Raw genomic sequence first — 24,628 nt, 5'->3', positions numbered from 1 at the left:
ATGGGGAAAAAAGCTCGACTCAAACGGGAGCCGAGCTTTCTTTTACTAAGAAACGAACAATTTGGAGTACTAGGAAACTGGCAGTTGCACATAATATGCCCATAGCTAAGAATGTCTGTCCCCCCACCAATAGCCAGGATGCACTTGCAGATGCAAACATCATTCCCATATACATCGCTTGAAATAGAATTTACAATCATAAGAAAAAAGAAGATGACAAAAGTCATCTTCTTTTTTTGGTAAAAATCAATTTTTATACAAAATATTGTTCATTTAGAACTAATAAATTTGCAACTTAGTTAGATACCTTAGACTCTTCTAATTTCTCACGAAGAACCATTTGTAAGATACCGCCGTGACGGTAGTAGTCGATTTCTACTTCACTGTCGAAGCGTGCTACTACTTCAAATTGTTTTTCGTTTCCTTCTGAGTCAGTCGCAACAACTTTTACAAGGTCGCGTGGTTTTACTGTTTTATCAATTTGAATTTCAAATGACTCTTGACCAGTAAGACCTAGTGTTTCTGCACTTTCACCATCTTTAAATTGTAATGGTAATACACCCATTAACACAAGGTTACTGCGGTGAATACGCTCGAAGCTTTCTGCGATAACTGCTTTAATACCTAATAAGTTCGTACCTTTTGCAGCCCAGTCACGTGAGCTTCCCATACCGTAATCTTTACCTGCGATAACAAGAAGACCTGTTCCGTCTTGTTTGTATTTCATTGCAGCATCATAGATAGATGTCACTTCGCCTGTTGGCCAGTACGTTGTGAATCCGCCTTCTGTACCTGGTGCGATTTGGTTTTTAATACGGATGTTCGCAAATGTACCACGCATCATTACTTCATGGTTACCACGGCGAGAACCGTAAGAGTTGAAGTCAACTGGCTGCACACCATTTTCTAATAAGTAACGGCCTGCTGGTGTGTTTTTACCGATAGATCCTGCTGGTGAAATGTGGTCTGTTGTTACAGAGTCGCCAAATTTACCAACTACGCGCAGTCCTGAAAGTGTTTCCACTTCACCTGGCTCTTTTGCTAACCCTTCGAAGAACGGTGGGTTTTGGATATATGTTGAATCATTATCCCAAGTATATAAAGCTTCATTTGAAGTTTGGATTTCATTCCAGCGTTCGTTGCTGTTAAATACTTGTGCATATTCTTTCTTAAATAGTTCAGATGTTACAACATTTTGTACAACTTCTTCGATTTCTGTCGCTGTTGGCCAAATGTCGTTAAAGTAAATTGGATTACCGTTTACATCGTTACCGATTGCATCGTTTTTCAAGTCGATATCAACTGTACCAGCAAGTGCATATGCCACAACTAGTGGTGGAGATGCTAAATAGTTTGCTTTTACAAGCGGATGAATACGACCTTCAAAGTTACGGTTACCAGATAAAACAGATGTTACTAATAAGTCATTTGCAGCAATTGATTCTTCTAATTCTGGTGCTAATGGACCAGAGTTACCAATGCAAGTTGTACAACCATAACCTACTGTTTGGAAACCTAATTGATCTAAATAAGCTGTTAATCCAGACTTATCTAAGTATTCAGTAACAACTTTAGATCCTGGTGCTAATGATGTTTTTACGTAACTAGGTACTTTAAGTCCTTTTTCGATTGCTTTTTTCGCAACTAAGCCTGCACCAATTAACACATATGGGTTAGATGTATTTGTACAGCTTGTAATCGCTGCGATTGCAATTGCACCTGTTTTCATCGTTACTTCTTGATCTTGTAATACTACTTTTATTTCTTTATCAAATTCTTGCTCTGAGAAGCCGAATCCTTGGTTACCAACCGGCGCTAAAACAGCTTTACGGAACTCATCTCTCATGTTAGAAAGAGGAATTAAGTCTTGTGGACGTTTCGGACCAGAAAGGTTAGACTCAATTGTATTTAAATCAATTTCAACAAGATCTGTATAAATTGGATCTTGACTATCAGCTGTATAGAATAAGCCGTTTGCTTTACAATATTCTTCAACGATGCGAATTTGTTCTTCGCTTCTTCCTGTTAAACGTAAGTAATCTAATGAAATATCATCGATTGGGAAGAATCCACAAGTTGCACCGTACTCTGGTGCCATGTTAGAAATTGTTGCACGGTCAGCTAATGGCATGCTTTGTAAACCGCTGCCGAAGAACTCAACAAATTTTCCAACTACACCTTTTTGACGTAATACTTGTGTTACTTTTAGTGCAACGTCTGTTGCTGTTGTACCACTTGGAAGTGTACCCGTTAATTTCACACCGATTACTTCTGGTACTGGGAAGTATGAAGGCTGTCCAAGCATTCCAGCTTCTGCTTCAATACCACCAACGCCCCATCCAAGAACGCCGATACCGTTAATCATCGTTGTATGAGAATCCGTTCCTACTAATGAATCTGGGTATGCAACAAGTTCACCTTCAGCATTTTTCACCGCATGAACAACTGGCGCTAAATACTCAAGGTTTACTTGGTGAACGATACCTGTTGCTGGTGGAACTGCACGGTAGTTATCAAATGATTTTTGTGCCCAGCTTAAGAATTTATAACGTTCTTCATTACGTTTAAACTCCAAGTCCATGTTAAATTGAAGCGCATCTGATGTACCCGCTCTATCAACCTGTACAGAGTGGTCAATAACAAGATCAACTGTAATTTCTGGATTGATTTTATCAGGATTTCCGCCCATATCTGCCATTGCTTTGCGAAGAGAAGCTAAATCAACAACTGCTGGAACCCCTGTAAAGTCTTGTAAGATAACGCGAGATGGTTTAAACGGTACATCGATATCTTGAATATCTTTCGTTCCCCATTTCGCTAAATTTTCAACATGTTCTTCTTTAATAACGCGGCCATCAACTTGACGAAGTACTGATTCAAGTAATACTTTAATTGAATATGGTAACTTAGAAACATTACCTACCCCTGCGTTTTCAAGCGCTTTCAGATTATAATAGTGATACGTATTTCCATCTACTTCAAATGTTGCACGAGCGTGAAATGGATTGTGTTTTACCATTATGGTTACCCCCCTGTTAAACGTGACTGAAATTGTCTGAATATAAAATGTAGACAAACTTTTCAATACCTTACGATAATATATTATTACAACTTAAAGGATAAGTAAATAAGAAGAAACTTATAGTTTTTCATAAGTTTTCTTTATAACTTCGTTACTGCATAGTAAATTACTCGTTAACAGATACTATTTCTATAAAGTGAAACTGCTTTTTAGAAAGCGTTTTTCTTTATAAAAAGTAAATGGAACTCTTCAGGCTCTTATAGTCAATTAGGGGGTATAATCATGGGAAAACGTAAAGCCAATCATGTCATTCCAGGAATGAACGCAGCCTCTGCACAAGGACAAGGTACAGGGTATAATGAAGAATTTTCAAATGAGCCATTAACAGCGGCTCAGCGTCAAAATAATAAAAAGCGTAAAAAGAATCAATAATACAAAATCCCAAAAGATAATCTTTTGGGATTTTTCAATGCTTGTACTTTAATAACTCTGACACTTTCACGAATCGATACCCTTGTTTTTGCAAGGCTGGTAAAATCTCTTTTAGAGCTTCGACAGTTTGGCTTCTATCGCTTCCTCCATCGTGCAATAAGACAATATCACCACTTTTCGCGTTTTTTAGAACGTGATTTACAATCTTATCCTTTCCAGGATTAGACCAATCTCTCGGGTCTTGATGCCAAGACCATAACACGATTTGATATCCTGCTTCTGTTGCCGTTTTAAACACCGATTCATTAATATACCCACCAGGCGGACGAAAAAGGAGGGGCTTATCTACCCATTTTTGTAAATACCGTTTCCCATCTAGAATATCATTTTCGAGTTTTTGTCCAGCTTCACTGCGTGCGTACAAATGATTCATTGTATGATTACCAATTTCATGTCCTTCCTTTAACACCTGTTCAATTAAATATGGATTACCCTGAATTCGGAATCCAATCATAAAAAAGGTTGCCTCAGCATTATATTGATGTAATATCTTTAAAATTTGAGGTGTATATGTAGGATCCGGGCCATCATCGAAAGTGATTGCCATTATTTTTTCATGAGTTGGTACTTCCCATGTTACATAGCCAGTTGGTTCTAACTCTTTTCTCATTAACATTTTTGCATCAACATGTTCAATTCCTATCATACTTAACATAACAATAAAACAACTAATTATAATACATTTTTTCTTAATCATCATTAGCTTGTCTTATGTGAAAAGGCTGCTGAGACCACTCAACAACCTATTAATCACGTACTTCCTCCACATTTTGCATAATATGTTGTAAATTTTGTTCATATTGTTGCAATTGCTTTCGCTGTGTTTCAGAAGCAACTTCTAATGCATTTTGGATTTGTTCATATGCTTCATGCACTTCTTGACGTAAATGTTTTAAATCCTGTGCATAATTTGGATCGTTTTTTACAATGTTGTTATATACATTTTCTGCATCCGTTGTTCCTTGCTGTGCAGCTTGAAATGCTTGTTGCTTATCTTTGTGATACGGCATAACCATTCCCCTTTCTTTTATTACTCTCCATTATCTTTTACCTTTACCTCAAAAAACATTCTCGTATAAATTTATGAAGTTTTCTCATCCTAATGTAGAGCGAAACTTTAGACTAGGTACTTTCCTTCAGCTAATTCATTTCGCTAATCGAGCTCTACCGTTCATTTGAATAACCGCTAGAGCACAAGAAAAAGAGGGGTATTATAATGGAGAAAAACAACAGCAAATCCATTCGTAAAAATTCTCCGCAAGGGCAAGTTTCTGGTGGTCAACCAGAACCGTTAAGCGGATCACACAAAGTAAAAAACCAAAAACATACGCGTCAAAAAAATCATGCTCACCACGATATGTAACAAAGCAGACAGTGCATGCGCACTGTCTTTTTATCATATATTTATCATATATTTCTAAAATCTTCTCTTCTTTTTAAGCACATTTCCTCTTTCTTTTTCACCTCTATTTTCAAAGTGAATATCGTAATATGAATGAATTTTTATGGAGGTTTTCTTACAATGGGCAATAAAAAGAAAAAAGACTGCCTTTTTCATGTTGATGGCTTTGAAGAATGGATGAATCAATTTTGCTCCGATTTATACGCAAATTCCCCCTCTCAAAACGATATTCACGTTGACCTTTTTGAAACAGAACAAGAATATATTTTAGAAGCCGACATTCCGAACATAGTAGAGCGAAATATTCTAATTAAAAAGATGGAGACAGGCCTACAAATTAACATATCTTATAATAATTCTGCCTTACAGCATATGATTTTTTTACCAACCAATATCATATATAAAAAAATGGTAGCCTCTCTTGAAAATGGTCTTCTTACCATTCACATTTCTAAAACAGAAACAGCACAATTAACAGAACGAACCGTCCTCTTTACAGAATAGTCATATGCAAATCTAACACATGATATAAGACATATCCTTTCTGCAAAATAAAGTGAAGCTTCCATCAGTGGGGGTTTTTTTCATTCCCCACTGATGGTTAGTTGAACCAATCGGTCTTTTACGGGCAGTAATCCCCCACCTATCTTCTTTGCTTCTCTCTGAATCTTGAGGTGGGGGTCTTACTGCCCGCGAATAGCGGCATAAAGCAGAAAGTAACGGAAGATTTGAAAGCGATTAACACCTTTGAACTACTATTGCACTGGCAATAATACAAGGAGGCTGATTCTTAAAATGATCAGCCTCCTTTATTCATAAAACCTTATTTCGTACATACGCGTATTACATTTGTGCTTCCCATTTTTCTTCTATCGTTCTTTTACGTAGCAAATTCCTTGTCAACAACAAAATTGGAAATGCAAGCATTGAAAGCACCGCCAAAATTGTAAAAATCGTAAAACCATTATGATAACCGTAATAATCTAACAGAAGTCCGCCAAACCATGGCCCAATAACAGCTCCGATTCCTGAGAATCCCATTGCCCCGAAATATGTTCCCTTTAAATTTGCAACAGCAATTTGATCAATAAACACATCTGTCATGGAAAACATTAATACTTCTCCAATTGTAAATATGATCGTACAAACGAAAACAGTCCACATTGATTCAGCAAATCCAAATCCACATAATCCTACACTAACAAGTAATGTACCAATCATAATGGATACGAGTGGTGTATACTTTTTACAAATTTGAATGAGTGGGTACTGAACGATTACTACAGTAATTGCGTTTAATGTTAATGCATAAGAAAACAATTTCACTCCATTTTCAAATAGATGGGAGTTCGCAAAATATTGAGAAAGCGTTGATGAAAACTGTGCATATCCTGCTGTACTAATGATAATTCCAATTAACGCAACTAAAAAGACAATGTCTTTTCTTATAATGCGCAGGGAATCCATAAAAGTAACTCGTTCTGTCTCTTCTGTTTTTTCTTCTCCAATGCGATACTTTCGAAATTGTAATGCGAGCACAATTGTATAAAGAGCATACATAATAGCGGCTATAAAAAATGGTGTTGTTGATTCAGCGCTGCCAATCTGAAGACCAACAAGTGGCCCAATCGCAACACCAACATTAATAGCACCATAACGTAAGTTAAACACCATTAAACGATGCTCCGGCTTTGTTAAATCAGATAATAAAGCGCGAGACGTTGGCTCAAAAAATGAACGACACATCCCATTTAGTGCATTTAGCAGAAAAAATGCAACGACATGCTCTGCAAATCCAAATCCAATAAATACAAGAATCCAAACAATAATAGAAGATAGCATAATCTTTTTTCGCCCAAAACGATCTGATAAATTCCCGCCAATAAAACTTGCAAATACACCTACTAATGCGCTCGTTCCAATAATGGCTCCTGTAACTCCTGCTGATATTCCTTTTGCATTCGTCAAGTAAATTGCTAAAAATGGAATGCTCATCGATGTTGCAAATCTTGCAAATAATGTTCCAATAATAATATTCATCCCTATAGGATGAATGTGTTGTAACTTCCCCTTCATCTCTTTCACCTTCTCTATCTACAAATGCAATGCAAAGAAAAAGAAAGCTGAAAAGCAGCTTCCTTTGAAAACATGATTTTCATTTCCCTAAACACGAGCTGTTCGTTTCAGCTCCATGTCAATGCCATATGTAAACTGTAATTCTTTTAATACTGCCTCTAATACAATGTCTACATTATGTTTACTGTTAAATTCAGCCACCCAACTCTCTACTTCTTCATGTGTGTAGCTATATTCTCCAGCTATCCAACTTTTCATATCAAAACATTCATTAATACAAATTTGAATAAGTAGCTGATCATACATAGAGACTACATCTTCTTTCTTCCATAGCAATTCTTTCACATATAACCGATCAAACGTGACACTTTCTCGGTTACATTCTGTTAAATGACGGGTCATTTCATGCAATTCTCGGTATAGCTCAGATATATTTGTACTTAGATGAATCAGTTTACTTACCCCATTTTCATATAACATATCATCCACCCCCGTTATGTTACCTTTCCCTTATTATAGCAAGAAAATTCTAAAAAAGAGAAATTTTCTTATGAAATATTAGGAAAGTGATACGTATTGTTTTACAATGAAAATAGTTACATTTGAAAGGAGTATAGACGTGAACCCAAAACTGTATTACAAAGACGCATACTTACAAACATTCACAGCTCAGATTACAAAACAAGCACACGACAACGATGGTAATATATATGTTGTATTAACAGAAACAGCTTTTTACCCAACGGGCGGTGGTCAGCCACATGATACAGGACAATTAAATCAAATTCCTGTTATAAATGTGGAGGAAATAGATGGAGAAATTCGTCATTACATTACGGAAGAGATACATGTAAATGAAATAACAGGATATGTTTCTTGGAAACGTCGTTTTGATCATATGCAGCAACACGCTGGACAACATATTTTGTCTTCCATATTTTGGGATAACTTTAATATTCCAACAATTGGTTTTCACCTAGGAAGAGAGATCGTAACAATTGATTTAGAAACTTCCGACCTTTCTTTGGAAACAGCCGAAGAAGCTGTTTACCTTGCTAATCAAATTGTATTTGAAAATCGTCCCATTACAGTTCAATGGGTAAACCAAGAAGAAGCAAAACAGTTTCCCCTTCGCAAGGAACCGACTGTAACAGAAAACATTCGTGTTGTGATTATTGAAAATCTTGATTATAACGGCTGTGGCGGTACACATCCAAAACAAACTGGTGAAGTTGGTCCGATTCAAATTATCGATTGGGAGCGTCATAAAGGAAATATTCGTCTTACATTCGTTTGCGGCTGGCGTACAATCGAACTTATGAAGTGCAATCAAGCTCTCGTAAAAAGCGCAGCCCAGCAATTACATAGTAAAGAAGACGCTATTCCAAACAAAATAAATCAGCTTCTTTCCTCTCAAAAAGAAAATGAAAAAGCGCTGCAAATAGCGAACGAAAAACTACTCACTGTGGAAGCAAATGAATTACTGCAGCAAGCAGAGAAAACTTCGTTTGGAAAACAAATTGCGGTGAACTTTACAGACCGTTCTATGCAGGAACTGGCTAAATTAGCAGCTATAATTACAGAGCAAGACGTACATATCATTACATATTTTGTTACACAAAACGGTGAAAATTTACAATGCATTTGCGTATGCGGTAAAGCCGTTGAGCAAGACATGAACACTCTTTTAAAAACAGCTCTTCCTCTTATAGAAGGAAAAGGTGGAGGTAATCAAAAAAGCGCACGCGGCGGTGGAAAAGCAACTGTTACAGGCGAAGCATTTTTAAATCATCTCATTCAAATACAAAAAGAAACGCAAAAAGCATAAATAGCTTCTTGCGTTTCTTTTCTTCTCTCTCAGAATATGAAGTAACTGATGATACGAATGAACATAATAATCCGCATCTTGAATCGTTAAGTTTAAAAAGCATATGTTGTGATTCCTAGCTTTTTACCTTTTCAAATAAAAGCGCAAGTCCAATTCCTCCGCCAATGCCTAACGTTGCAATCACGTATTTCACCTGTTCTCTTTGTACTTGATGAAATAATCTTGTCATGAGCATTGCTCCCGATGCACCGTACGGATGTCCAAGAGCAATTGCTCCGCCGTTTACATTTAATTTTTCATAAGGAATATTTAACTCTTGCGCGCACGCAACTATTTTAGAAGCAAACGCTTCATTCATTTCAATACAATCAATGTCCTCCATTGTAAGATTCGTCTGTTGTAATAGCTTTTGCACTACAAATATCGGGCCACTGCCTGGAAAATGAGGGTCTATACCAGCAACGGCACTATGCACAAATCGTAGCACCGGTTTATAACCAAGCTTTTCAGCTTGCCTTTCATTCATAATAAGAAGTGCACACGCTCCGTCGTTCACTCCACATGAATTACCTGCCGTCACTGTCCCCTCTTGTAAAAAGGCAGGGCGTGTTCGTTTTATAATCCTTTCATAATTCATACCATGTTTAATCGTTTCATCTACTGTAATGTGAGAAACTGGTACAATTTCTTCTTGTAAATACCCTTTTTCTAATGCCCCTAACGTTCGTTTATAGCTCAAACATGCATACGCATCTTGCATCTCCCTTGTAATTCCGAAACGCTTGGCTACATACTCTGCAGCAACTCCCATATCAGGATCACCAATATGTTCAGGTGAGAAGCGTGCTCTTTTCTCGAATAGTGAAGTGCTTACACTTTCGGCTCCACCTGCAATGTAACAAGTTCCAGCTCCGCCCTGAATCAGATAGCATGCTATACGAATTGCTTCCAGTCCAGCTCCGCACTGACGATCAATCGTCACGCCCGGTACTGTATATAGAAGGCCCGCCTCCAGCGCTGACAACCGGGCCACATTTCCACCAGGCCCGACAACATTTCCGAATATAACATCATCGATTTCTTTTTCGATACCTTTACTTATATATGTAAGTAAAGGGGCCGCTAATTTTTCAACAGAATAATCTTTAAATATTCCATTTACCTTTCCAATCGGAGTGCGTTTTGCTTCAACAATTACTGCTCTATTCATACATAAATCCCTGCTCTTCAACGATTTCTTTCGCTTCTGCCCGTGCAACTTTTCCACTGCTTGTATGAGGAATTGCATCTACAAAATACCATTCTGTCGGAATTTTATAAGAAGATAACTTTCCTAAACAAAGTTGCTTCAGCTCTTGTTTTGATACCGCTCCTTTAACCAGTACTACTGGTTTTTCTCCCCAATACACATCTTTCTTACCAACCACCACTGCTTCATCAACATTTGGATGCCTCTGCAATACACGTTCAATTTCTTCAGGGAAGATGTTAATTCCGCCATAAATAATCATATTTTTTTCTCGTCCTACAATATATAAAAATCCATCTTCATCAACATAACCGACATCATGAACTGTCATCCATCCATCACTTGTTACGTGACAAATTGGTGCATCATCTATTATATACCCCATAAAAAACTGTTCACTCTTCACATAAATTGTACCGACTATTCCTTGCCCTACTTCTTGTCCGTCCCTATTACGAATACTAATCTTTACATTATGACATGGTCTTCCAACTGAAGATGGTTTATTTTCATTATCATGATGTGATAGTGCTGTAACAAAGCTTAATTCAGACGCCCCATAAAATTCATATCGCTTTGCCTTTGGAAAGATCTGTTTTATTTTTTGCTTTGCTTCAGCTTCCCATTTTGCACCTGATGAAATAATCTTTATCTCTCGTTCTATAACTCTTTTTTCTTTGTATAGGGATTCTAGCATCGTTGGAACTGTATACATAACAGAAATAGATTCCTTCTCTAATATTGAAAGAACACGGTTTGGAATAAACTTTTCTGTCATGTGTATCGTTTGTCCTAAAAATAAAGCACTCATTGCACCGTATAAAAAAAGAGAATGAACAAATGTTCCTGCGAGCAATACTGCCTCCTCTTTTTCCATATGAAAATCATGAACATTACAAGCAAAGCTTTCTACCCATGATTGTTGTGAACGAAGAAACGCTTTTGCTTTTCCGGTTGATCCTGATGTGAATCCCATATAAAAAGGTAACTCTCCTACCTTTTCTACACAATTTGCTGTAATCGAAACATTTATTATTCTTTCAGACCACGTACTGATAGAAAATACTTTACTATTTGTTTGAGGCAACTGGTTACGTTTATGCTGCGCTACAACTATAATAGAAGGCTGTACGATTTGTAGTCGTTCCTCAAGTTCATAACTATTCCACTTTGGATCAAGTGGTACACAAATCCATCCTGCCATAGCAGACCCAGCAAAAATTTGTAAAAATTCCACACTATTTTCAAGCAAAATCGCAATCTTTTTATTACTTGATTCTTCCTTGCGAAGCCAATTTGCAACTTGGCAAACAGACCGATACCATTCTTTATATGTAACGGTTCTATCTTTTGTTTTTATTGCAATTTTGTTCGGACGGTAATGAGCATGTGCTGCATAAGATTTTGTAATTCCCACCTATCCCACTTCCTTTTCTATAACAAAAAGAAACACGTTTTAACGTGTTTCATAATTTGTACTATAAATTGTTCGTTTCAATGAACGTTGTAGTCTCGTAACAAGAATTGCCGCAAATACAGCTTTCAATATATCTCCCGGTAAGAACACAACACTTAATTTCGCTGCTTTTACTACACTTATATCCATCACAAAGGCTTGTACGATAACACCAAAGAAATATACAACGAGAATACCACCAATAATATTAATTAAAAATACTTTCAGAAATGATACGTTGCGAAGACGTTCTGCGAAATATCCAATAACAAACGCTCCGATTACATATCCCATTAAATAACCGGCACTTGGTCCCACAAAAACTGAAAATCCACCGCGTCCTCCAGCTAACAGCGGCGCACCCGCTGCTACAACAAGTAAAAATACCAATTGGCTAAGAGCCCCTAGACGAGATCCTAACAAACCGCCTGAAAGCATGACACCAAGTGATTGTAATGTAATCGGTACAGGTGTAAATGATAAAGCAATTGGTGGTATAAATCCTAAAACTGCCATAATGGCACTAAATAAAGCTACAAAAACTAAATTTCTTGTATTCATATTATGTTTTCTCCTGTTTGTAAACTATAAATCAAAATAAGGTAACATATCATATGTGATATGTTACCCTGCTCTTTTTATATTGTCAACTAAAATATAACTATAGTTAACATTCACTTTCAATCTTCTATATAATATTGCTCCAATTCTTTTCGAAGTGCTTGCTTTAAAAACTTTCCAACTGAAGTTTTCGGAATTTCTTTCATAAAGATAATCTCATCTGGTAGCCACCATTTTGCAAATTGTGGTTTTAAAAAGTCATATAATTCTTCTTTTGTAACAGATTGATCTTGTTTTACAACAACGCATGCAACAGGACGTTCTTGCCACTGTTTATGCGGTACTGCAACAACAGCTGCTTCAAATATTGCTTCATGCGCCATCAAAGCATTTTCTAAGTCAACAGATGAAATCCATTCTCCCCCGCTTTTAATCACATCTTTCGTTCGATCCACAATTTTAATACATCCTTCTTCATCAATTGTAACGACATCTCCTGTATATAACCACCCATCTCGAAATCCCTCTACTGTTCGTTCATCTTTATAATAACTTGCCGCAATCCAAGGAGCACGCAGGCATAGCTCACCCATTTCTTGTCCGTCCCATGCTACATCTCCGTTTTCCCCAATAACTTTCATTTCAACACCAGGTACTAAATAGCCTTGCTTAGCACGGATCGTAAGTTGTTCCTCATATGGCAATTCACATTCATAACTTTTTAAACGTGCAAGTGTGACTAGTGGACTTGTTTCTGTCATCCCATACGCATGCACAAATGGGACATTATATTTTTGTTCAAATGCAGCAATGACACTTTTCGGTGCAGCTGCACCGCCGCATAAAATTCGTTTTATATTTGATAAATCATAACGATTCTTTTCTAATTCTTGCAGCACACCAAGCCAAATTGTTGGGACACCCGCTGCTATTGTTACTTTTTCTTCCTGCATCATTTCTAATAAAATCTTCGGTGTAAACATCGGTCCAGGAAGAACTTGCTTTGATCCAAACCATGTTGCTGCAAACGGTAATCCCCAAGCGTTTACATGAAACATAGGAACAACCGGCATAGCAGCATCACTTTCAGAAAGTGCCGTTGTATCTGCAAGTCCAAGCGTCATACTATGCAAAACAGTACTGCGATGTGTATAAACGACGCCTTTCGGATTGCCTGTTGTAGCTGATGTATAGCACATACCAGCTGGCATGTTTTCATCGATATCTTTTAAAAACGGAAAATTAGGATTTCCTTCTTCAAGAAGTTGTTCATAGTGGTATACAGGTTGAAGTGAAGTTTCTGGAAGCTCTTTTTTATCGGTCATGATGATATAAGCTTGTACAGTTGATAATTCCTCTTGAATACTCTCAACAAGCGGTACAATATCTTCATCAATAAGCAAAATACGATCTTCTGCATGTTGAATAATATAAGAAATATGTTGAGAAGATAAGCGAATGTTAATTGTGTGCAGTACAGCGCCAATACCCGGAATCGCAAAATATGATTCTACATGACGATGATGATTCCACGCGAGTGTGCCCACTCGTTCCCCTTGCTTCACACCTAGCTTTTGCAATGCACTAGACAAGCGTCTCGTTCGCTCACCTAGCTCTTTATACGTTAACCGTGTAATTGTACTATGTGTACGAGAAATAATTTCTTTCTTTGCAAATAACTTCTCTGCCCTTTCTAACATCGAGCTAATTGTTAGTGGTACATCCATCATCATAGTTTTTCTCCCCCTCTTTAAAAGCGCTTTCATTTTTTAAAAACTTTATAGCAACAATTATAAAAAATAGAAACCACAACTATTATTTTACTTGTTACTTTACATGACCAGATACTTCATCTTTGTTCACTAATATTTTTCTTTCATTTGCTTTTTTCCAAACAAAATATCCTACTGTTACTACGATTAAAAACGGAATACCCGTTGTAAGTGTTGATTTAAACAAGTCAGTAAACCAAGTTGTTATTAAAATAGCAAACATTAACACTGCTCCTAATGCAGTTAAATATGGATATCCCCACATCCGAACTGGTAAATTTCTTCCTCCAGATGCCACCCACTTTTTTCGAAAATATAAATGAATAATAAAGATCATCATCCATGTAAACATAGCTCCAAACATTGAAATGCCCATCATGAGCATGAATGCTTGATCCGGTGAAACAATTGTTAAAACCGTTGCCAGTGCAATACCAATTGTTGAGAAGAACAAGGCTGAAACAGGAACTCCTCTCTGGCTTAGTTGACCAAACCTTGCTGGTGCATAACCAGCTCTAGATAGCGAAAACATCATTCGCGTTGTAATATATAATTGACTATTCATTGCAGACAAAGCTGCGATTAAAACAACAAAGTTCATAATGCCAGATGCACCTGGAATATTTAATAGCTCCATTACTTTAACAAAAGGACTTTTATCAACACCAGCAGCTTTCCAAGGAACAATCATTAACATGAAAGCCAATGTTAAAATGTAAAAAATAATTAATCGATAAATGGTTGAACGAAGTGCTTTAGGAACTGCTTTTTCTGGATCCTTTGCTTCGCCAGCCGTTACAGCAATCATTTCAATACTTAAATAACTAAATAAAGCTACACAAACCGCAATCCACATGCCCCACCAACCATTTGGTAAAAATCCACCGGCATTTGTATAATTTTGAATTCCTATTTCTGGATTCGTGTTAGTACCAAATACAACGTAAGCACCTAAAAGAATAAAGCCAACAATAGCTACTATTTTAATCATCGAAAACCAATATTCAATCGTTCCAAATAACCCTACACTAGTAGCATTTACAAAAATAAGTAACGCTGAAAAGAGGATAACCCAAATCCAACCAGGGGCAGTAGGAAACCAATATTTCATATACACTGAAACTGCTGTTACTTCTGTTCCAACTGCTGCTACAATACTTGCCCAATATGCATAACGCACAGTAAAACCAGCCCAAGGACCTATATAATGCTCAGCATATGCTCCAAATGACCCAGAAGTGGGATGTGCTACTGTCATCTCTGCCAGACACCCCATTAATAAAAAAGCAATAATCGCCCCTATCCCATAACTAAGTATTACACTGGGACCAGCTAAGCCAATAGCCATTCCGCTTCCTAAAAATAACCCTGTTCCAATTGCTCCGCCGATCGCAATCATAGACAACTGCTTCGTAGATAGTCCGCGGTGCAAGCCTTTCTCTCTTTCTATAATTTCTTGAAAATGTGTTTCTTCCTTCTCCATATAGCCCCTCCATTCCTACTAATTAGTAAAAACTTAGCTAAGTATAAAAATAGAATGAGTTTTTTGTCAATATTTTTAGAAAGTTTAGATAATTTTTCCTTCACCTTTAAAAACAAAAGGGAGAGTAAGCTCTATATTACTCTCCCTTTTGTATATCATATTCTTCTCGCAAAATCGCATATATTTTCGTATCTCGATATGCTCCCTTCACAAACATATCTTTTCGCAACGTTCTCTCATATTGCATTCCTAAGTGTTTCATCACTTGTTCTGATTGAACATTGCTAGCATGACACCTTGCTTCAATACGGTTTAACTGTAATGTTTCAAAGCCATAACCTATAAATGCTTTCGCCGCTTCCGTTGCAAATCCTTGTCGCCAATAGTTTTTCGATAATGCATACGCCAATTCTGCTTTATGATGATTCTTGTCATATTCGATAAAACCGCACGTTCCAATAATTTTCTTTTCCTTTTTCAGCTCTATTCCATAAGCCGCCATTTCTCCTTTTTCATACCGATGTAGAATTGACTGAACAAACAATTGTGAATCCTGTAATTCTTCATGCGGATACCATACCGTATAAGTTGTAATTTCTGGATCTGAAGCATATTCAAATACATCAGCAGCATCTTGTATTGTTAACGGTCTTAAACGTAATCGCTCAGTAGTGAGTGTTGGATATTTTTCCGTAATATTTTTATATTCCATTCATATTATTTCCTTTCCACATTGCTACCTAAAGTGCTGAATAATTACTCCTTTACCAGCTTCCACTTCAATTTCTGCAAATGCTCCATTTATAAATGTAATTTGCGGAGGCATATGACCACAGTCTATATCATAAATAATTGGAATTTGAAGCTCATCAGTAAGTTCTTCATATACATCTTCGGCAATATAACCATTGACTGGATGGTTTGCAGCACTCCGACCAAATAAGATACCTGAACAATTATCAAACCAACCTGCTAATTTCATTTGAACCAATGAACGTCGCAAATCAGTAGTAGTTAACTCGCAGTTTTCAAAATACCAAATGAACGGATCTTCATTAAAGTGTTTCTGCCTAAAATCTTGTACTCTACCAAACGGAGTGCCAATGAGATGTCTAATGACATCGATACACCCACCTAACAATCGACCTGCAATTTTCACATTTTTATTTGAAATTGTTTTCCAATTTGTATCTTCCGTTAAATGAAAAACACACGGAGATGGATTATTATGCTCCCATTTCTTTTGATATTTCTCTGAGGAATATTGGATAATTGAAGAACCTGTTTCCGTTGATAAAACAGTTTGCCACATCGCTGTTGTATCATCGGAGTATTCACCTCTTAAATCTACTAAATTTGTTCCGTGAGCAGTCGCTATTCCTGTGTTTAAAGTTATTGCTAATAATAAGGTACTTGTATCCGAGTACCCTAGTACCCATTTCTTGTTTATCTTTTCAAAATCAACTTCTTCTAGTATTTCAATTAATAGTTCACCGCCCCAAGGAGGAATAATCATATCAATGTTTTCATCTTGCATCATTTCAATAAATTCATTTGCTCTCTTTTTCGCACTAGAGGATTTAGCTTTCTCTTCTGTCCAAACTGTTTCTCCGCATACGACTGTATAACCTTTTCTTTCCATACTTTCACAAGATTGTTTAAACATATTATGTAACACTTCATCTACGCCAGACGAAGGTGCTGTTACACCAATCGTTGTCCCTTTTTGTAAAAACGGATATTTTATCATATGTATCCCCCCATTCTTTTCTATTTATCTAGATTTACATTCGTTAAAGTACCATGAAACCCCTTCATTATAAGTAATCAAAGCCGTGTTAAATCATTACTGCTTACTCTTAAAACACCATACTCATATAGCTTAATCGAGAACAATATAACATTTATATATCCAAACACAACTAAAAGGGTCTAACAATTTGTGACCTTGAAATAAAGTTTGTTTAAATTAGCCCTATAAACCTTGATAAAAGAACAGATGGAAAAAGCGTATTTTGAAAAAAGATTGATCAAAACACGCTTTTTCTATATTCAATTGAATCATTCTTTTATAAAAAAGTTTGATCATTTCTGTAATCCTTATTCCATTAAAGTGCCCTTTTTGAATAAGGATCTTACTGTTAATGCCAATATCGCTGGATTTGGTACACTATAATGTTTTAAACATGTGTTGCATCTGATAGTAGCTATTAGGTCTCCCGAAATCATGAAGTAAGTAGACTATAAGATTGACCCAACATCATTTTTTATTGATGTTTTGGATAACCCCTTAGATATTTTCGTTTAAACGGCTAAGCTTATCAGGATTCGCCACCATGTAAATGGAATTGATTTTCCCTTCTTTAAACTCAAATGAAACTACGTAGGCTAGGTAACCGTTAATCATAATAACAACCCCTGGTCCACCGTTAACCTTTTTAAATTTGAACACTGCACCTTCAGGTAACCTTTTAATTACATTCAAGAATAGGCGTGTAATTCGATCCGCAGTATAAATAGGTTTAAGTGTAGTTGTAACTTTCCCGCCACCATCTGCATAAAAGATTGCGTCTTTCTGCAGCATTTGAATCATTTCTGAAATTTCACCGTTTTGCAATGCCGCAGTGAACCTTTCTACATAGTTACTAAAATGCTGATAATCTTGTTGGTAAACATTCGGTTCATATACAAGGCCTTTCTTTGCTCTATGAAATATTTGCCGACAGTTTGTGCTGCTTTTATCCACCATAGAGGCAATCGCATCATATTCGTATTGAAAGACTTCTCGTAAAAGAAACACCGCTCTTTCAACTTCAGATAACTGTTGCAACAACATTATATAGGCGGTGGATAAAGATTCCTTCATAAAATATGAATTAGCCGGATCATCAAGGTAATCTTCTACAATCGGTTCAGGAAGCCATGTGCCCACATAAGTTTCTCTCTTGTGGGCAGCAGACCTTAAGTGATCAATACAACAATTGGTCGTAATTTTACACAAATAGGCTTTTACGCTTGTAATGGACTTGGAATCTTTAAGTTTTGCAAAAGTAACGAATGATTCATGAACAATATCTTCTGCATCCATCACACTTCCTAGCATTCGATATGCTAGAGAAAAAAGCAGTGGCTTGTAATCTTGATAAATTTGTTCTAATTCCATCTTCTTTTTCTCTTCATTCATACTAACACCCAATCTTTTTTCAATATGTGTAATGCTGCACGTTTCGCGCTTGCAACAGCTGCATCGACCAATAATTCCTCGTCTCCTGCCCAATCTCCTGCTATATAAAGGCCCTTTATTTCTGGAACTGCTGGACCTGGTTTTTCCGTTCTGCCGGTATGAGGAAAATTATGCACAACGGTTATTTTAGGTAAATATTGCTGTTCGACCACTTCTTTTTGCCAGCCTGGATGAAGCAAATCCATTGTATGTTCTAATTGTTGTTTATCTGTTCGAGAATCTATCGAAATTCTATTCAATTCATGATATTTAACCAGGCTAACTACAGATGTTCCGTTATTACTCAGCTTCGCGGCCCTAGATTGATTTGTAAAGGCGACTGGTTGGTCAAGCCCCAGCACAAATTGATGATTTATATTAGGCAACGTTTTTAATCCTAAATCGTAGCAGGATGCAGTTACAGGAATTGCTTCCTCCTTCCAACGATACAGGGAGGTTTTTTCAACATGGGGTACAAGACGACATGCTTCGTTAGGAGGTGTTGCAATAATCACACTTTCTACATCAAACGATTCTCCATTCGTACAACTCACTCGTTCAACTTGGCCATTGTGGTCAATACTATTCATATTCATAGATTCAAGAAGTTTAACACCGAGACTAACAGCTTTAGACCTTAATTCGGTTACAATAGATTCCCAACCATGGTCGACATAGAGAACACCTTCTTTCATACCCCTCTGGATCTGTCTCAAAACTGGACGAGCTAGCTGTATACTTGGAGCATATGTTAGAGTGGTTAATCTACATAATGCATAAAAGAAGTGGCGTACCATTGGATCAATGATTTCCCTTTCTGCCCAAGCTTGCACGCTTTCATTTGAAACCGAATTCACATCCATTTTACTGAGATGAAACATAAGCTTTGCAAGACGGACCTTCCCTAAACCATTAAGAAATTGCTTCGAAAATAAGGAACGTAAACCCATCGGTACTTGATAAACCTCATTTTTCCAAATAACATGTGCACCCGTAGACGGTTCATTTCCCTTGATTGTAATCCCGAGTTCATCAAATATCTTCATTGCTTCACCGCCTTTATAAAGGGCATGTGCACCTAGGTTCATGAGAACGCCATTTTTATTAATGGTCATCGACCGTCCTCCGTATCGGTCTGATTTCTCAAGCACCACTACCTTTTTACCTTCCTTTGCTAGAAAAAGAGCAGCTGTTAATCCAGCAAACCCACCACCAATAATGGCGACATCAAATTTATTCATTTAAATCCCTCCTATTCTTTTCATTAATCAAGACGGATAGAGGGTTTCAATTGTGACAAAAAAACTTAATTTATGAAAACCTTTTTTTAGCCGAATATACGAACCAGTTTACCTGTGGGCTATATTCATTATTGGACATATGGTGGCACAATTTGCAGATGCTGCATTTACCCCTACTAGAACAACTCTTATTCAACAAAGGGCATATAGTAGAGTAACAAACTGGAGTTTTACATCATCGACAAGAACATAAAAAGAGAAATCCTGTTTAAATTATAGGATTTTAATCAAACTTTATTCACAATCCACACAATTAAAAAGGAAGCAGAAAAAATATAGCGTATTAGGTACATAGTGAACAAAATCTCTAATAATCAGGAAAGGTGAATAGATACAAATATGAAACATGTTATGAATGTAGAGTTAGCAAAACGATTAGAGCAATCTGAAATAGATATGATGCATTCGAGACTGAAAACCATTCAAGAACAAGAAAATAACCCAATGGAAATTGATATCGAAACTTTTGGAAGTGCAATGGCCTTTTCAGCAAAAGGAATCCCAGGCCCTTCTTTCAATACTGTAAAAGGTGTAACATTTACTGATAAAAAGGAAATAGATGAGATAATCGATTATTACAAAAAACAAGACATTCCTTGTCGCTTTGAAATAACTCCTGCTCATTCAACTCCTGAACTATTTGAGTATTTGTCCAAAAAAGGGTTTTATCAAACAGACTTTCATACCACTCTTTATGGAGACGTAACGGAAAATACTATTTCAAATGAAATCATCGTTCGAGATTTAGAAGAATATGAGTTTCACATCTTCGGAGATATTTATGTAAAAAGCTTTGGCATGCCTACTTTCACCATAGACGGTGTTAGTCAAAATAACAAAGTGTTATATGGACAAGAAGGCTGGCATTTTTATTTAGCTCTTATTGAAAACACCCCAGCTGCAATTGGTGTTTTATATACTAATAAAGGCATTGCTTCTCTGGCAGCTTCGGCTACTTTACCACATTTGCAAGGAAAGGGCTGTCAAACCGCTTTACTTAAACATCGAATGAATGCCGCCAAACAATTAGGCTGCGAGTTAGTCGTTGGGCAAGCACGCTTCGGAAGCATTAGCCAAAATAATATGGAACGAACTGGAATGGAAATTGCTTATACAAAGGCAATTTGGACAAAAAGAGGCTAACTCACTAAAATGTGAGTTAGCCTCTTTCCTTTGTGTAAACTTACATGTGGTGTTTTATAATCAAGCGCAAATTCAATTATTCGATATTGATAAAATTGAAACCCGGATGCTTGACCGAGCGAATCACGAAATTAAATATATTCAGCTGGCTACCTAACTGGCTTTTCTAATACATATAAATCTTCTTCTAAATTTGTAAGTTTATCTGCGACAAGCTTTCTAGCGTCTCCTATCGCTTGATTATATATATGCGGCCCTAGTTCTTTTATCATTTCTTCAATTAAACGTTCCGCTTGAAAACGACCAATCTCTTCTAGCCCTTCCTCTTCAAAAAACTGTTGAATATGTTCTACAAGTGTTTCTTTTTTCTCATTTGGTAATTTCATAAAAATCATGCTATAAATCTCCTTTTTCATTATTAGATAAAGTGAAACTTCCATTAGTGGGGATTTTTCATCCCCTACTGATGGTTAGTTGAACCAATCGAGCTTTTATGGGCAGTTATCCCCCACCTATCTTCCTCGCATCTCTCTGACTTACTGCCCGTTAATGCGGGATAGAATGCTGCGCAACTCTGTCATTGAAAAACGTGTTCCAGGACACGTTTTTGTTACCCCATCTAACTCGCGATGACCAAGAACCTGGTCACTATACAAAGAAAACTGACGCATTAACTGTTTACATAGCCAATGCAAAGAAAGCATTTGTACTGGTGTTGGATCATAGTCGTCAAAATTACCAGACATGCAAATCCCTATACTCTCAGTATTATATCCTTTCGCATGAGCTCCTATATACAGTCCTCGACCTTCATAAATAGTACCATCTTCTTCAAGAAAATAATTGTAGCCAATTCCGCTCCAACCTTGATTATTTTGATGAAAATCATGCGTTTTATATATATCCCATCCATTTTCCGCTGTATGATGAATAATAATTTGTTTAACAGCTTGCAATGGTTGCAGCGGATCACGAAAAGATAGATTTGCTTTTTGAATATGCATAGTCTCACCCTTTACAGACGAATGATAATTGCTGTTTTATCATCTGGACGAACAAACTGTTTCGCTTCTAATTCCTCTATTATTTGTACGTATTGTGTAATACCATGTTCCCACACAAATTGTGCACTTTTTTCTAGCTGCCACTCTGGGTGAAACAAGCCATCTGAACAAATAAATAAATTTGTAATTTCTTGTCGTAAGAGTTTCCCTTGCTGAATAAACAAGACTACTTCACTCATCCCATTTGCAACAGAATATCCGTTTGGAATATTTGCCATATAACGATTGTAGCTTAATTGCTCCTTTCTATCATCAAATATTGCTTCACTCGGAACAGAAAGTCCTTTTTGACGATCTTCTTCACGCTTTTGCTTTGCCCGTTTACTAATCCCTTTCACAGTGTCTTCCGTAAGTACTTGCACTGTTCCATCAAAAAACTTAGCAACAATCATACAATCTCCAAGCTGCGCATATTCTATCGTTTTATCTGTTATATAAATAGCGGCAATACACGTACACCAAAGTTTATCTTTTTTTGTTGTATCAATATGATAGGATTGCATTTTTTCTTGCAACAACTGATTTGCTTTAGCAACTTCATTTTGCAAGAAATCCACATCTGAAATAGATTCAAAGTGTCGCTGAAACAAATGCGAAGCTAAATATGCTCCGTTATGCCCATTCTCATCTTGAAACTCAATAAGCGGCGTCGCCCCATCACACACACCATATAGCTTTAAACCTTCATTACAAATCAGTGCATCTTCACATTCTCTTTTCAACGGACTCTTTTGCTGAAACACTTGAATTTTCATATTTATCCTCTCCCCTTTCCAAGAACAGAAATCGCTTCCATTTTTCAAACTAATCTAATTTCCCTAAATAAACTGTTTTCCCTCAAATATTACAAACTCATATATAATTTTGAATTAATGTGAGTTTGTATATAGAGCATTTTTAGTGAAGGACGGGAAAGATATGTATCGATTACTTGGAGTGATTTTAGGGTCTTTAGTTGTAGCACTTTCTTTTAATCTTTTCCTTATCCCCCACAAGATTTTAAGCAGTGGGATTAGTGGAATTGCAATTATCATTGGAATCTTAACCCCATTTAATACTGGAATAGTAAACTTTTTATTAAACTTACCTATTCTTATTTTAGGGTATATTGGACTTGGCAAACGATTTATCGGCTACACAATCGTATCAGTTATCACACTTTCGGCAGCATTATACGTTATTCCTGTGCATGCAGTGGCATCCGATCCACTACTTTCTTCGTTATTTGGTGGTGTAATTGCCGGTGCGGGTATTGGACTTGTTTTCAACTGCGCTGGTTCAACAGGTGGATTTGATATTATCGGTATGTTACTTTCACGTAAAAAAGATATTCAGCTTGGCGGAATCTTAATCGTACTTAATACGATTGTAATCATTATTTCTGGATTTTTCTTCGATTGGGATACTGCCTTAAACAGCTTATTATCTATTTTTGTTACAGGAAAAGTACTTGATGCGGTTCACACAAAACATCGAAAAATTACTCTAATGATTGTAACAAGTCACGCAGAAAAAATGAAAGAAAAGCTTCTTTCCAGTCTTGTGCGTGGGATTACCTTACTCGACGGAGAAGGTGCGTACTCAAATGAGAAAAAACATGTATTAATGACCGTAATTTCTCGAGAAGAACTAGCTGGAATGAAATCTATAATTTCTGAAGTTGATCCGCAAGCGTTTGTAAACATTACAGAAACAGTGGAAGTATTAGGGTTATTTAGAAGAGGTTAAAAGCGAGATGGAATATTATCCATCTCGCTTTTTTACAATAAATTTACCTCGTATTAACGGACAGTAAGAACCCCACTGATGGAAGTTTCACTTTATTTATGCTTCTTTCCGCTCCATAAATTCAATGCGGTTTCCAAATGGATCTGATACATAAAATCTTGTAACATCAGGACGTGCTGTATCGACTATAACAGAAACCCCTTTTTGCGTTAGATCATCTTGAAAACGTTCAATGTGCTGAACATAAAAAGCAGGATGGGCTTTTTTTGCAGGAGAAAAATTTTGTTCTACTCCAATGTGAATCTCTTGATTTCCGCATTGAAACCAACAGCCTCCTCGCTTTCTTAGTTCTTCAGGTTTTGGAATTTCTTCTAATCCAAGTATGTCTCCATAAAACGTACGTGCTTTTTCTTCACATCCTGCTGGTGCTGCTAATTGTACATGATCAATCCCTTGAATCTTAAACGTCATAATAATCCCCTCCCCTTTACTATCCTTATTATATCAAAGAGTGTTTTATAAATAACTTACATACTTATTATGAAGATATATAAGAAAAACGAAAGAACATCTCGTATTTTCAGTTATGAAGTGAATCTTTCATTAGATTGTTTTTTCATCCAAGCTAATGAAAAACTCCTATCAATCGGACGATTACAGGTAATTATCCCCTGCCTATCTTCTTTGTTTTCTCATAATCTTAAAGATAAAGACTTACTAACCGTTAACAAAAAATTAAACTTATAATTTAGAAATATACAATAAAAATTGACTATTCATAATTAGCATGTCTATACTCTTAAAGGATATAACATTAGTAATGTTATA

Annotated in this window: 24 protein-coding genes and 1 pseudogene; 6 read left to right on the top strand and 19 right to left on the bottom strand. The window is 36.6% G+C overall.

The window, feature by feature from the left end; translation table 11 throughout:
- Nucleotides 1-295 precede the first annotated feature (295 nt).
- Nucleotides 296-3,019, bottom strand: coding sequence for an aconitate hydratase AcnA (gene acnA / locus ACTDJC_RS14570; RefSeq protein ID WP_440603847.1), 2,724 nt, complete (start codon nt 3,017-3,019; stop codon nt 296-298).
- 285 nt (nt 3,020-3,304) lie between these two features.
- On the opposite strand from acnA, the gene sspO reads away from it, so the two are divergent.
- Nucleotides 3,305-3,454 carry a small acid-soluble spore protein O gene (gene sspO / locus ACTDJC_RS14565; protein ID WP_098307008.1) on the top strand — a complete coding sequence of 50 codons (150 nt, stop codon included), beginning with the start codon at nt 3,305-3,307 and terminating at the stop codon, nt 3,452-3,454.
- Between the two features lie 34 nt (nt 3,455-3,488).
- Here the strand turns inward: sspO and ACTDJC_RS14560 are convergent, their stop codons facing one another.
- Both ACTDJC_RS14560 and ACTDJC_RS14555 read right to left on the bottom strand, forming a co-directional pair.
- On the bottom strand, nt 3,489-4,169 hold the full coding sequence (locus ACTDJC_RS14560) for a polysaccharide deacetylase family protein (protein WP_375337703.1): 681 nt from the start codon (nt 4,167-4,169) through the stop codon (nt 3,489-3,491).
- 91 nt (nt 4,170-4,260) lie between these two features.
- A complete protein-coding gene (locus ACTDJC_RS14555) occupies nt 4,261-4,524 on the bottom strand; it encodes a hypothetical protein (RefSeq protein ID WP_098307006.1) in 264 nt (87 codons plus the stop codon).
- A gap of 206 nt (nt 4,525-4,730) precedes the next feature.
- On the opposite strand from ACTDJC_RS14555, the gene ACTDJC_RS14550 reads away from it, so the two are divergent.
- Together ACTDJC_RS14550 and ACTDJC_RS14545 are read left to right on the top strand one after the other, a co-directional pair.
- Nucleotides 4,731-4,877, top strand: a complete 147-nt coding sequence (locus tag ACTDJC_RS14550; protein ID WP_098307004.1) for a small acid-soluble spore protein P — start codon at nt 4,731-4,733, stop codon at nt 4,875-4,877.
- Between the two features lie 159 nt (nt 4,878-5,036).
- Complete coding sequence (locus tag ACTDJC_RS14545) at nt 5,037-5,420, top strand: Hsp20/alpha crystallin family protein (RefSeq protein WP_098307002.1); 384 nt, start codon at nt 5,037-5,039, stop codon at nt 5,418-5,420.
- A gap of 339 nt (nt 5,421-5,759) precedes the next feature.
- Here ACTDJC_RS14545 and ACTDJC_RS14540 read toward each other — a convergent pair whose 3' ends face one another.
- Nucleotides 5,760-6,992 (bottom strand): MDR family MFS transporter, encoded by a 1,233-nt coding sequence (locus tag ACTDJC_RS14540; RefSeq protein WP_098307000.1) that lies wholly within the window; start codon nt 6,990-6,992, stop codon nt 5,760-5,762.
- A gap of 87 nt (nt 6,993-7,079) precedes the next feature.
- Nucleotides 7,080-7,472: a hypothetical protein gene (locus ACTDJC_RS14535; protein WP_098306998.1), complete on the bottom strand. Its 393-nt coding sequence runs from the start codon at nt 7,470-7,472 to the stop codon at nt 7,080-7,082.
- Nucleotides 7,473-7,611: 139 nt separating this feature from the next.
- On the opposite strand from ACTDJC_RS14535, the gene ACTDJC_RS14530 reads away from it, so the two are divergent.
- A complete protein-coding gene (locus ACTDJC_RS14530) occupies nt 7,612-8,820 on the top strand; it encodes an alanyl-tRNA editing protein (protein WP_440603846.1) in 1,209 nt (402 codons plus the stop codon).
- 115 nt (nt 8,821-8,935) lie between these two features.
- Here the strand turns inward: ACTDJC_RS14530 and ACTDJC_RS14525 are convergent, their stop codons facing one another.
- The 9 genes from ACTDJC_RS14525 to ACTDJC_RS14485 all read right to left on the bottom strand — a co-directional run bounded on the left by ACTDJC_RS14525 (nt 8,936) and on the right by ACTDJC_RS14485 (nt 19,805).
- The gene (locus ACTDJC_RS14525; protein ID WP_440603845.1) at nt 8,936-10,030 is read right to left on the bottom strand and encodes an acetyl-CoA C-acyltransferase; all 1,095 of its coding nucleotides are present in this window, start codon (nt 10,028-10,030) and stop codon (nt 8,936-8,938) included.
- Nucleotides 10,023-11,486 carry an acyl-CoA synthetase gene (locus ACTDJC_RS14520; protein WP_440603844.1) on the bottom strand — a complete coding sequence of 488 codons (1,464 nt, stop codon included), beginning with the start codon at nt 11,484-11,486 and terminating at the stop codon, nt 10,023-10,025. The genes ACTDJC_RS14525 and ACTDJC_RS14520 overlap by 8 nt, the downstream gene beginning before the upstream one ends.
- A 39-nt stretch (nt 11,487-11,525) precedes the next feature.
- Nucleotides 11,526-12,086: a biotin transporter BioY gene (locus tag ACTDJC_RS14515; protein WP_098306970.1), complete on the bottom strand. Its 561-nt coding sequence runs from the start codon at nt 12,084-12,086 to the stop codon at nt 11,526-11,528.
- Nucleotides 12,087-12,205: 119 nt separating this feature from the next.
- Nucleotides 12,206-13,819: a long-chain fatty acid--CoA ligase gene (locus ACTDJC_RS14510; RefSeq protein WP_440603843.1), complete on the bottom strand. Its 1,614-nt coding sequence runs from the start codon at nt 13,817-13,819 to the stop codon at nt 12,206-12,208.
- 94 nt (nt 13,820-13,913) lie between these two features.
- Nucleotides 13,914-15,341: an amino acid permease gene (locus tag ACTDJC_RS14505; RefSeq protein ID WP_440603842.1), complete on the bottom strand. Its 1,428-nt coding sequence runs from the start codon at nt 15,339-15,341 to the stop codon at nt 13,914-13,916.
- 136 nt (nt 15,342-15,477) lie between these two features.
- Nucleotides 15,478-16,053 (bottom strand): GNAT family N-acetyltransferase, encoded by a 576-nt coding sequence (locus ACTDJC_RS14500; protein WP_440603841.1) that lies wholly within the window; start codon nt 16,051-16,053, stop codon nt 15,478-15,480.
- Nucleotides 16,054-16,077: 24 nt separating this feature from the next.
- On the bottom strand, nt 16,078-17,091 hold the full coding sequence (locus tag ACTDJC_RS14495) for a S66 family peptidase (RefSeq protein ID WP_440603840.1): 1,014 nt from the start codon (nt 17,089-17,091) through the stop codon (nt 16,078-16,080).
- Between the two features lie 540 nt (nt 17,092-17,631).
- On the bottom strand, nt 17,632-18,504 hold the full coding sequence (locus tag ACTDJC_RS14490; RefSeq protein ID WP_440603839.1) for an RNA polymerase sigma-70 factor: 873 nt from the start codon (nt 18,502-18,504) through the stop codon (nt 17,632-17,634).
- A gap of 17 nt (nt 18,505-18,521) precedes the next feature.
- On the bottom strand, nt 18,522-19,805 hold the full coding sequence (locus tag ACTDJC_RS14485; protein ID WP_440603838.1) for a phytoene desaturase family protein: 1,284 nt from the start codon (nt 19,803-19,805) through the stop codon (nt 18,522-18,524).
- A 399-nt stretch (nt 19,806-20,204) separates the two neighbouring features.
- On the opposite strand from ACTDJC_RS14485, the gene ACTDJC_RS14480 reads away from it, so the two are divergent.
- Entirely contained in the window at nt 20,205-21,008 is an 804-nt protein-coding gene (locus tag ACTDJC_RS14480) for a GNAT family N-acetyltransferase (RefSeq protein ID WP_440603837.1), read from the top strand.
- A 44-nt stretch (nt 21,009-21,052) separates the two neighbouring features.
- Here the strand turns inward: ACTDJC_RS14480 and ACTDJC_RS14475 are convergent.
- The 4 genes and pseudogenes from ACTDJC_RS14475 to ACTDJC_RS14460 form a co-directional block, all read right to left on the bottom strand.
- Nucleotides 21,053-21,157: pseudogene (locus tag ACTDJC_RS14475) on the bottom strand (tryptophan 2,3-dioxygenase); the annotation flags it as partial.
- Complete coding sequence (locus ACTDJC_RS14470) at nt 21,158-21,403, bottom strand: DUF2164 domain-containing protein (RefSeq protein WP_440603836.1); 246 nt, start codon at nt 21,401-21,403, stop codon at nt 21,158-21,160.
- 141 nt (nt 21,404-21,544) lie between these two features.
- Nucleotides 21,545-22,012 carry a peptidoglycan recognition protein family protein gene (locus tag ACTDJC_RS14465; protein ID WP_098306956.1) on the bottom strand — a complete coding sequence of 156 codons (468 nt, stop codon included), beginning with the start codon at nt 22,010-22,012 and terminating at the stop codon, nt 21,545-21,547.
- Nucleotides 22,013-22,023: 11 nt separating this feature from the next.
- On the bottom strand, nt 22,024-22,827 hold the full coding sequence (locus ACTDJC_RS14460) for a protein phosphatase 2C domain-containing protein (RefSeq protein WP_440603835.1): 804 nt from the start codon (nt 22,825-22,827) through the stop codon (nt 22,024-22,026).
- Nucleotides 22,828-22,990: 163 nt separating this feature from the next.
- On the opposite strand from ACTDJC_RS14460, the gene ACTDJC_RS14455 reads away from it, so the two are divergent.
- A complete protein-coding gene (locus ACTDJC_RS14455) occupies nt 22,991-23,800 on the top strand; it encodes a YitT family protein (protein ID WP_253630012.1) in 810 nt (269 codons plus the stop codon).
- Nucleotides 23,801-23,896: 96 nt separating this feature from the next.
- Here ACTDJC_RS14455 and ACTDJC_RS14450 read toward each other — a convergent pair whose 3' ends face one another.
- On the bottom strand, nt 23,897-24,271 hold the full coding sequence (locus ACTDJC_RS14450; protein ID WP_440603834.1) for a VOC family protein: 375 nt from the start codon (nt 24,269-24,271) through the stop codon (nt 23,897-23,899).
- Nucleotides 24,272-24,628 lie beyond the last annotated feature (357 nt).

The sequence above is a fragment of the Bacillus sp. GB_SG_008 genome (assembly GCF_052038115.1).
GTDB lineage: Bacteria > Bacillota > Bacilli > Bacillales > Bacillaceae_G > Bacillus_A > Bacillus_A rhizoplanae.
This window is presented reverse-complemented; position numbering and strand designations above follow the sequence as displayed.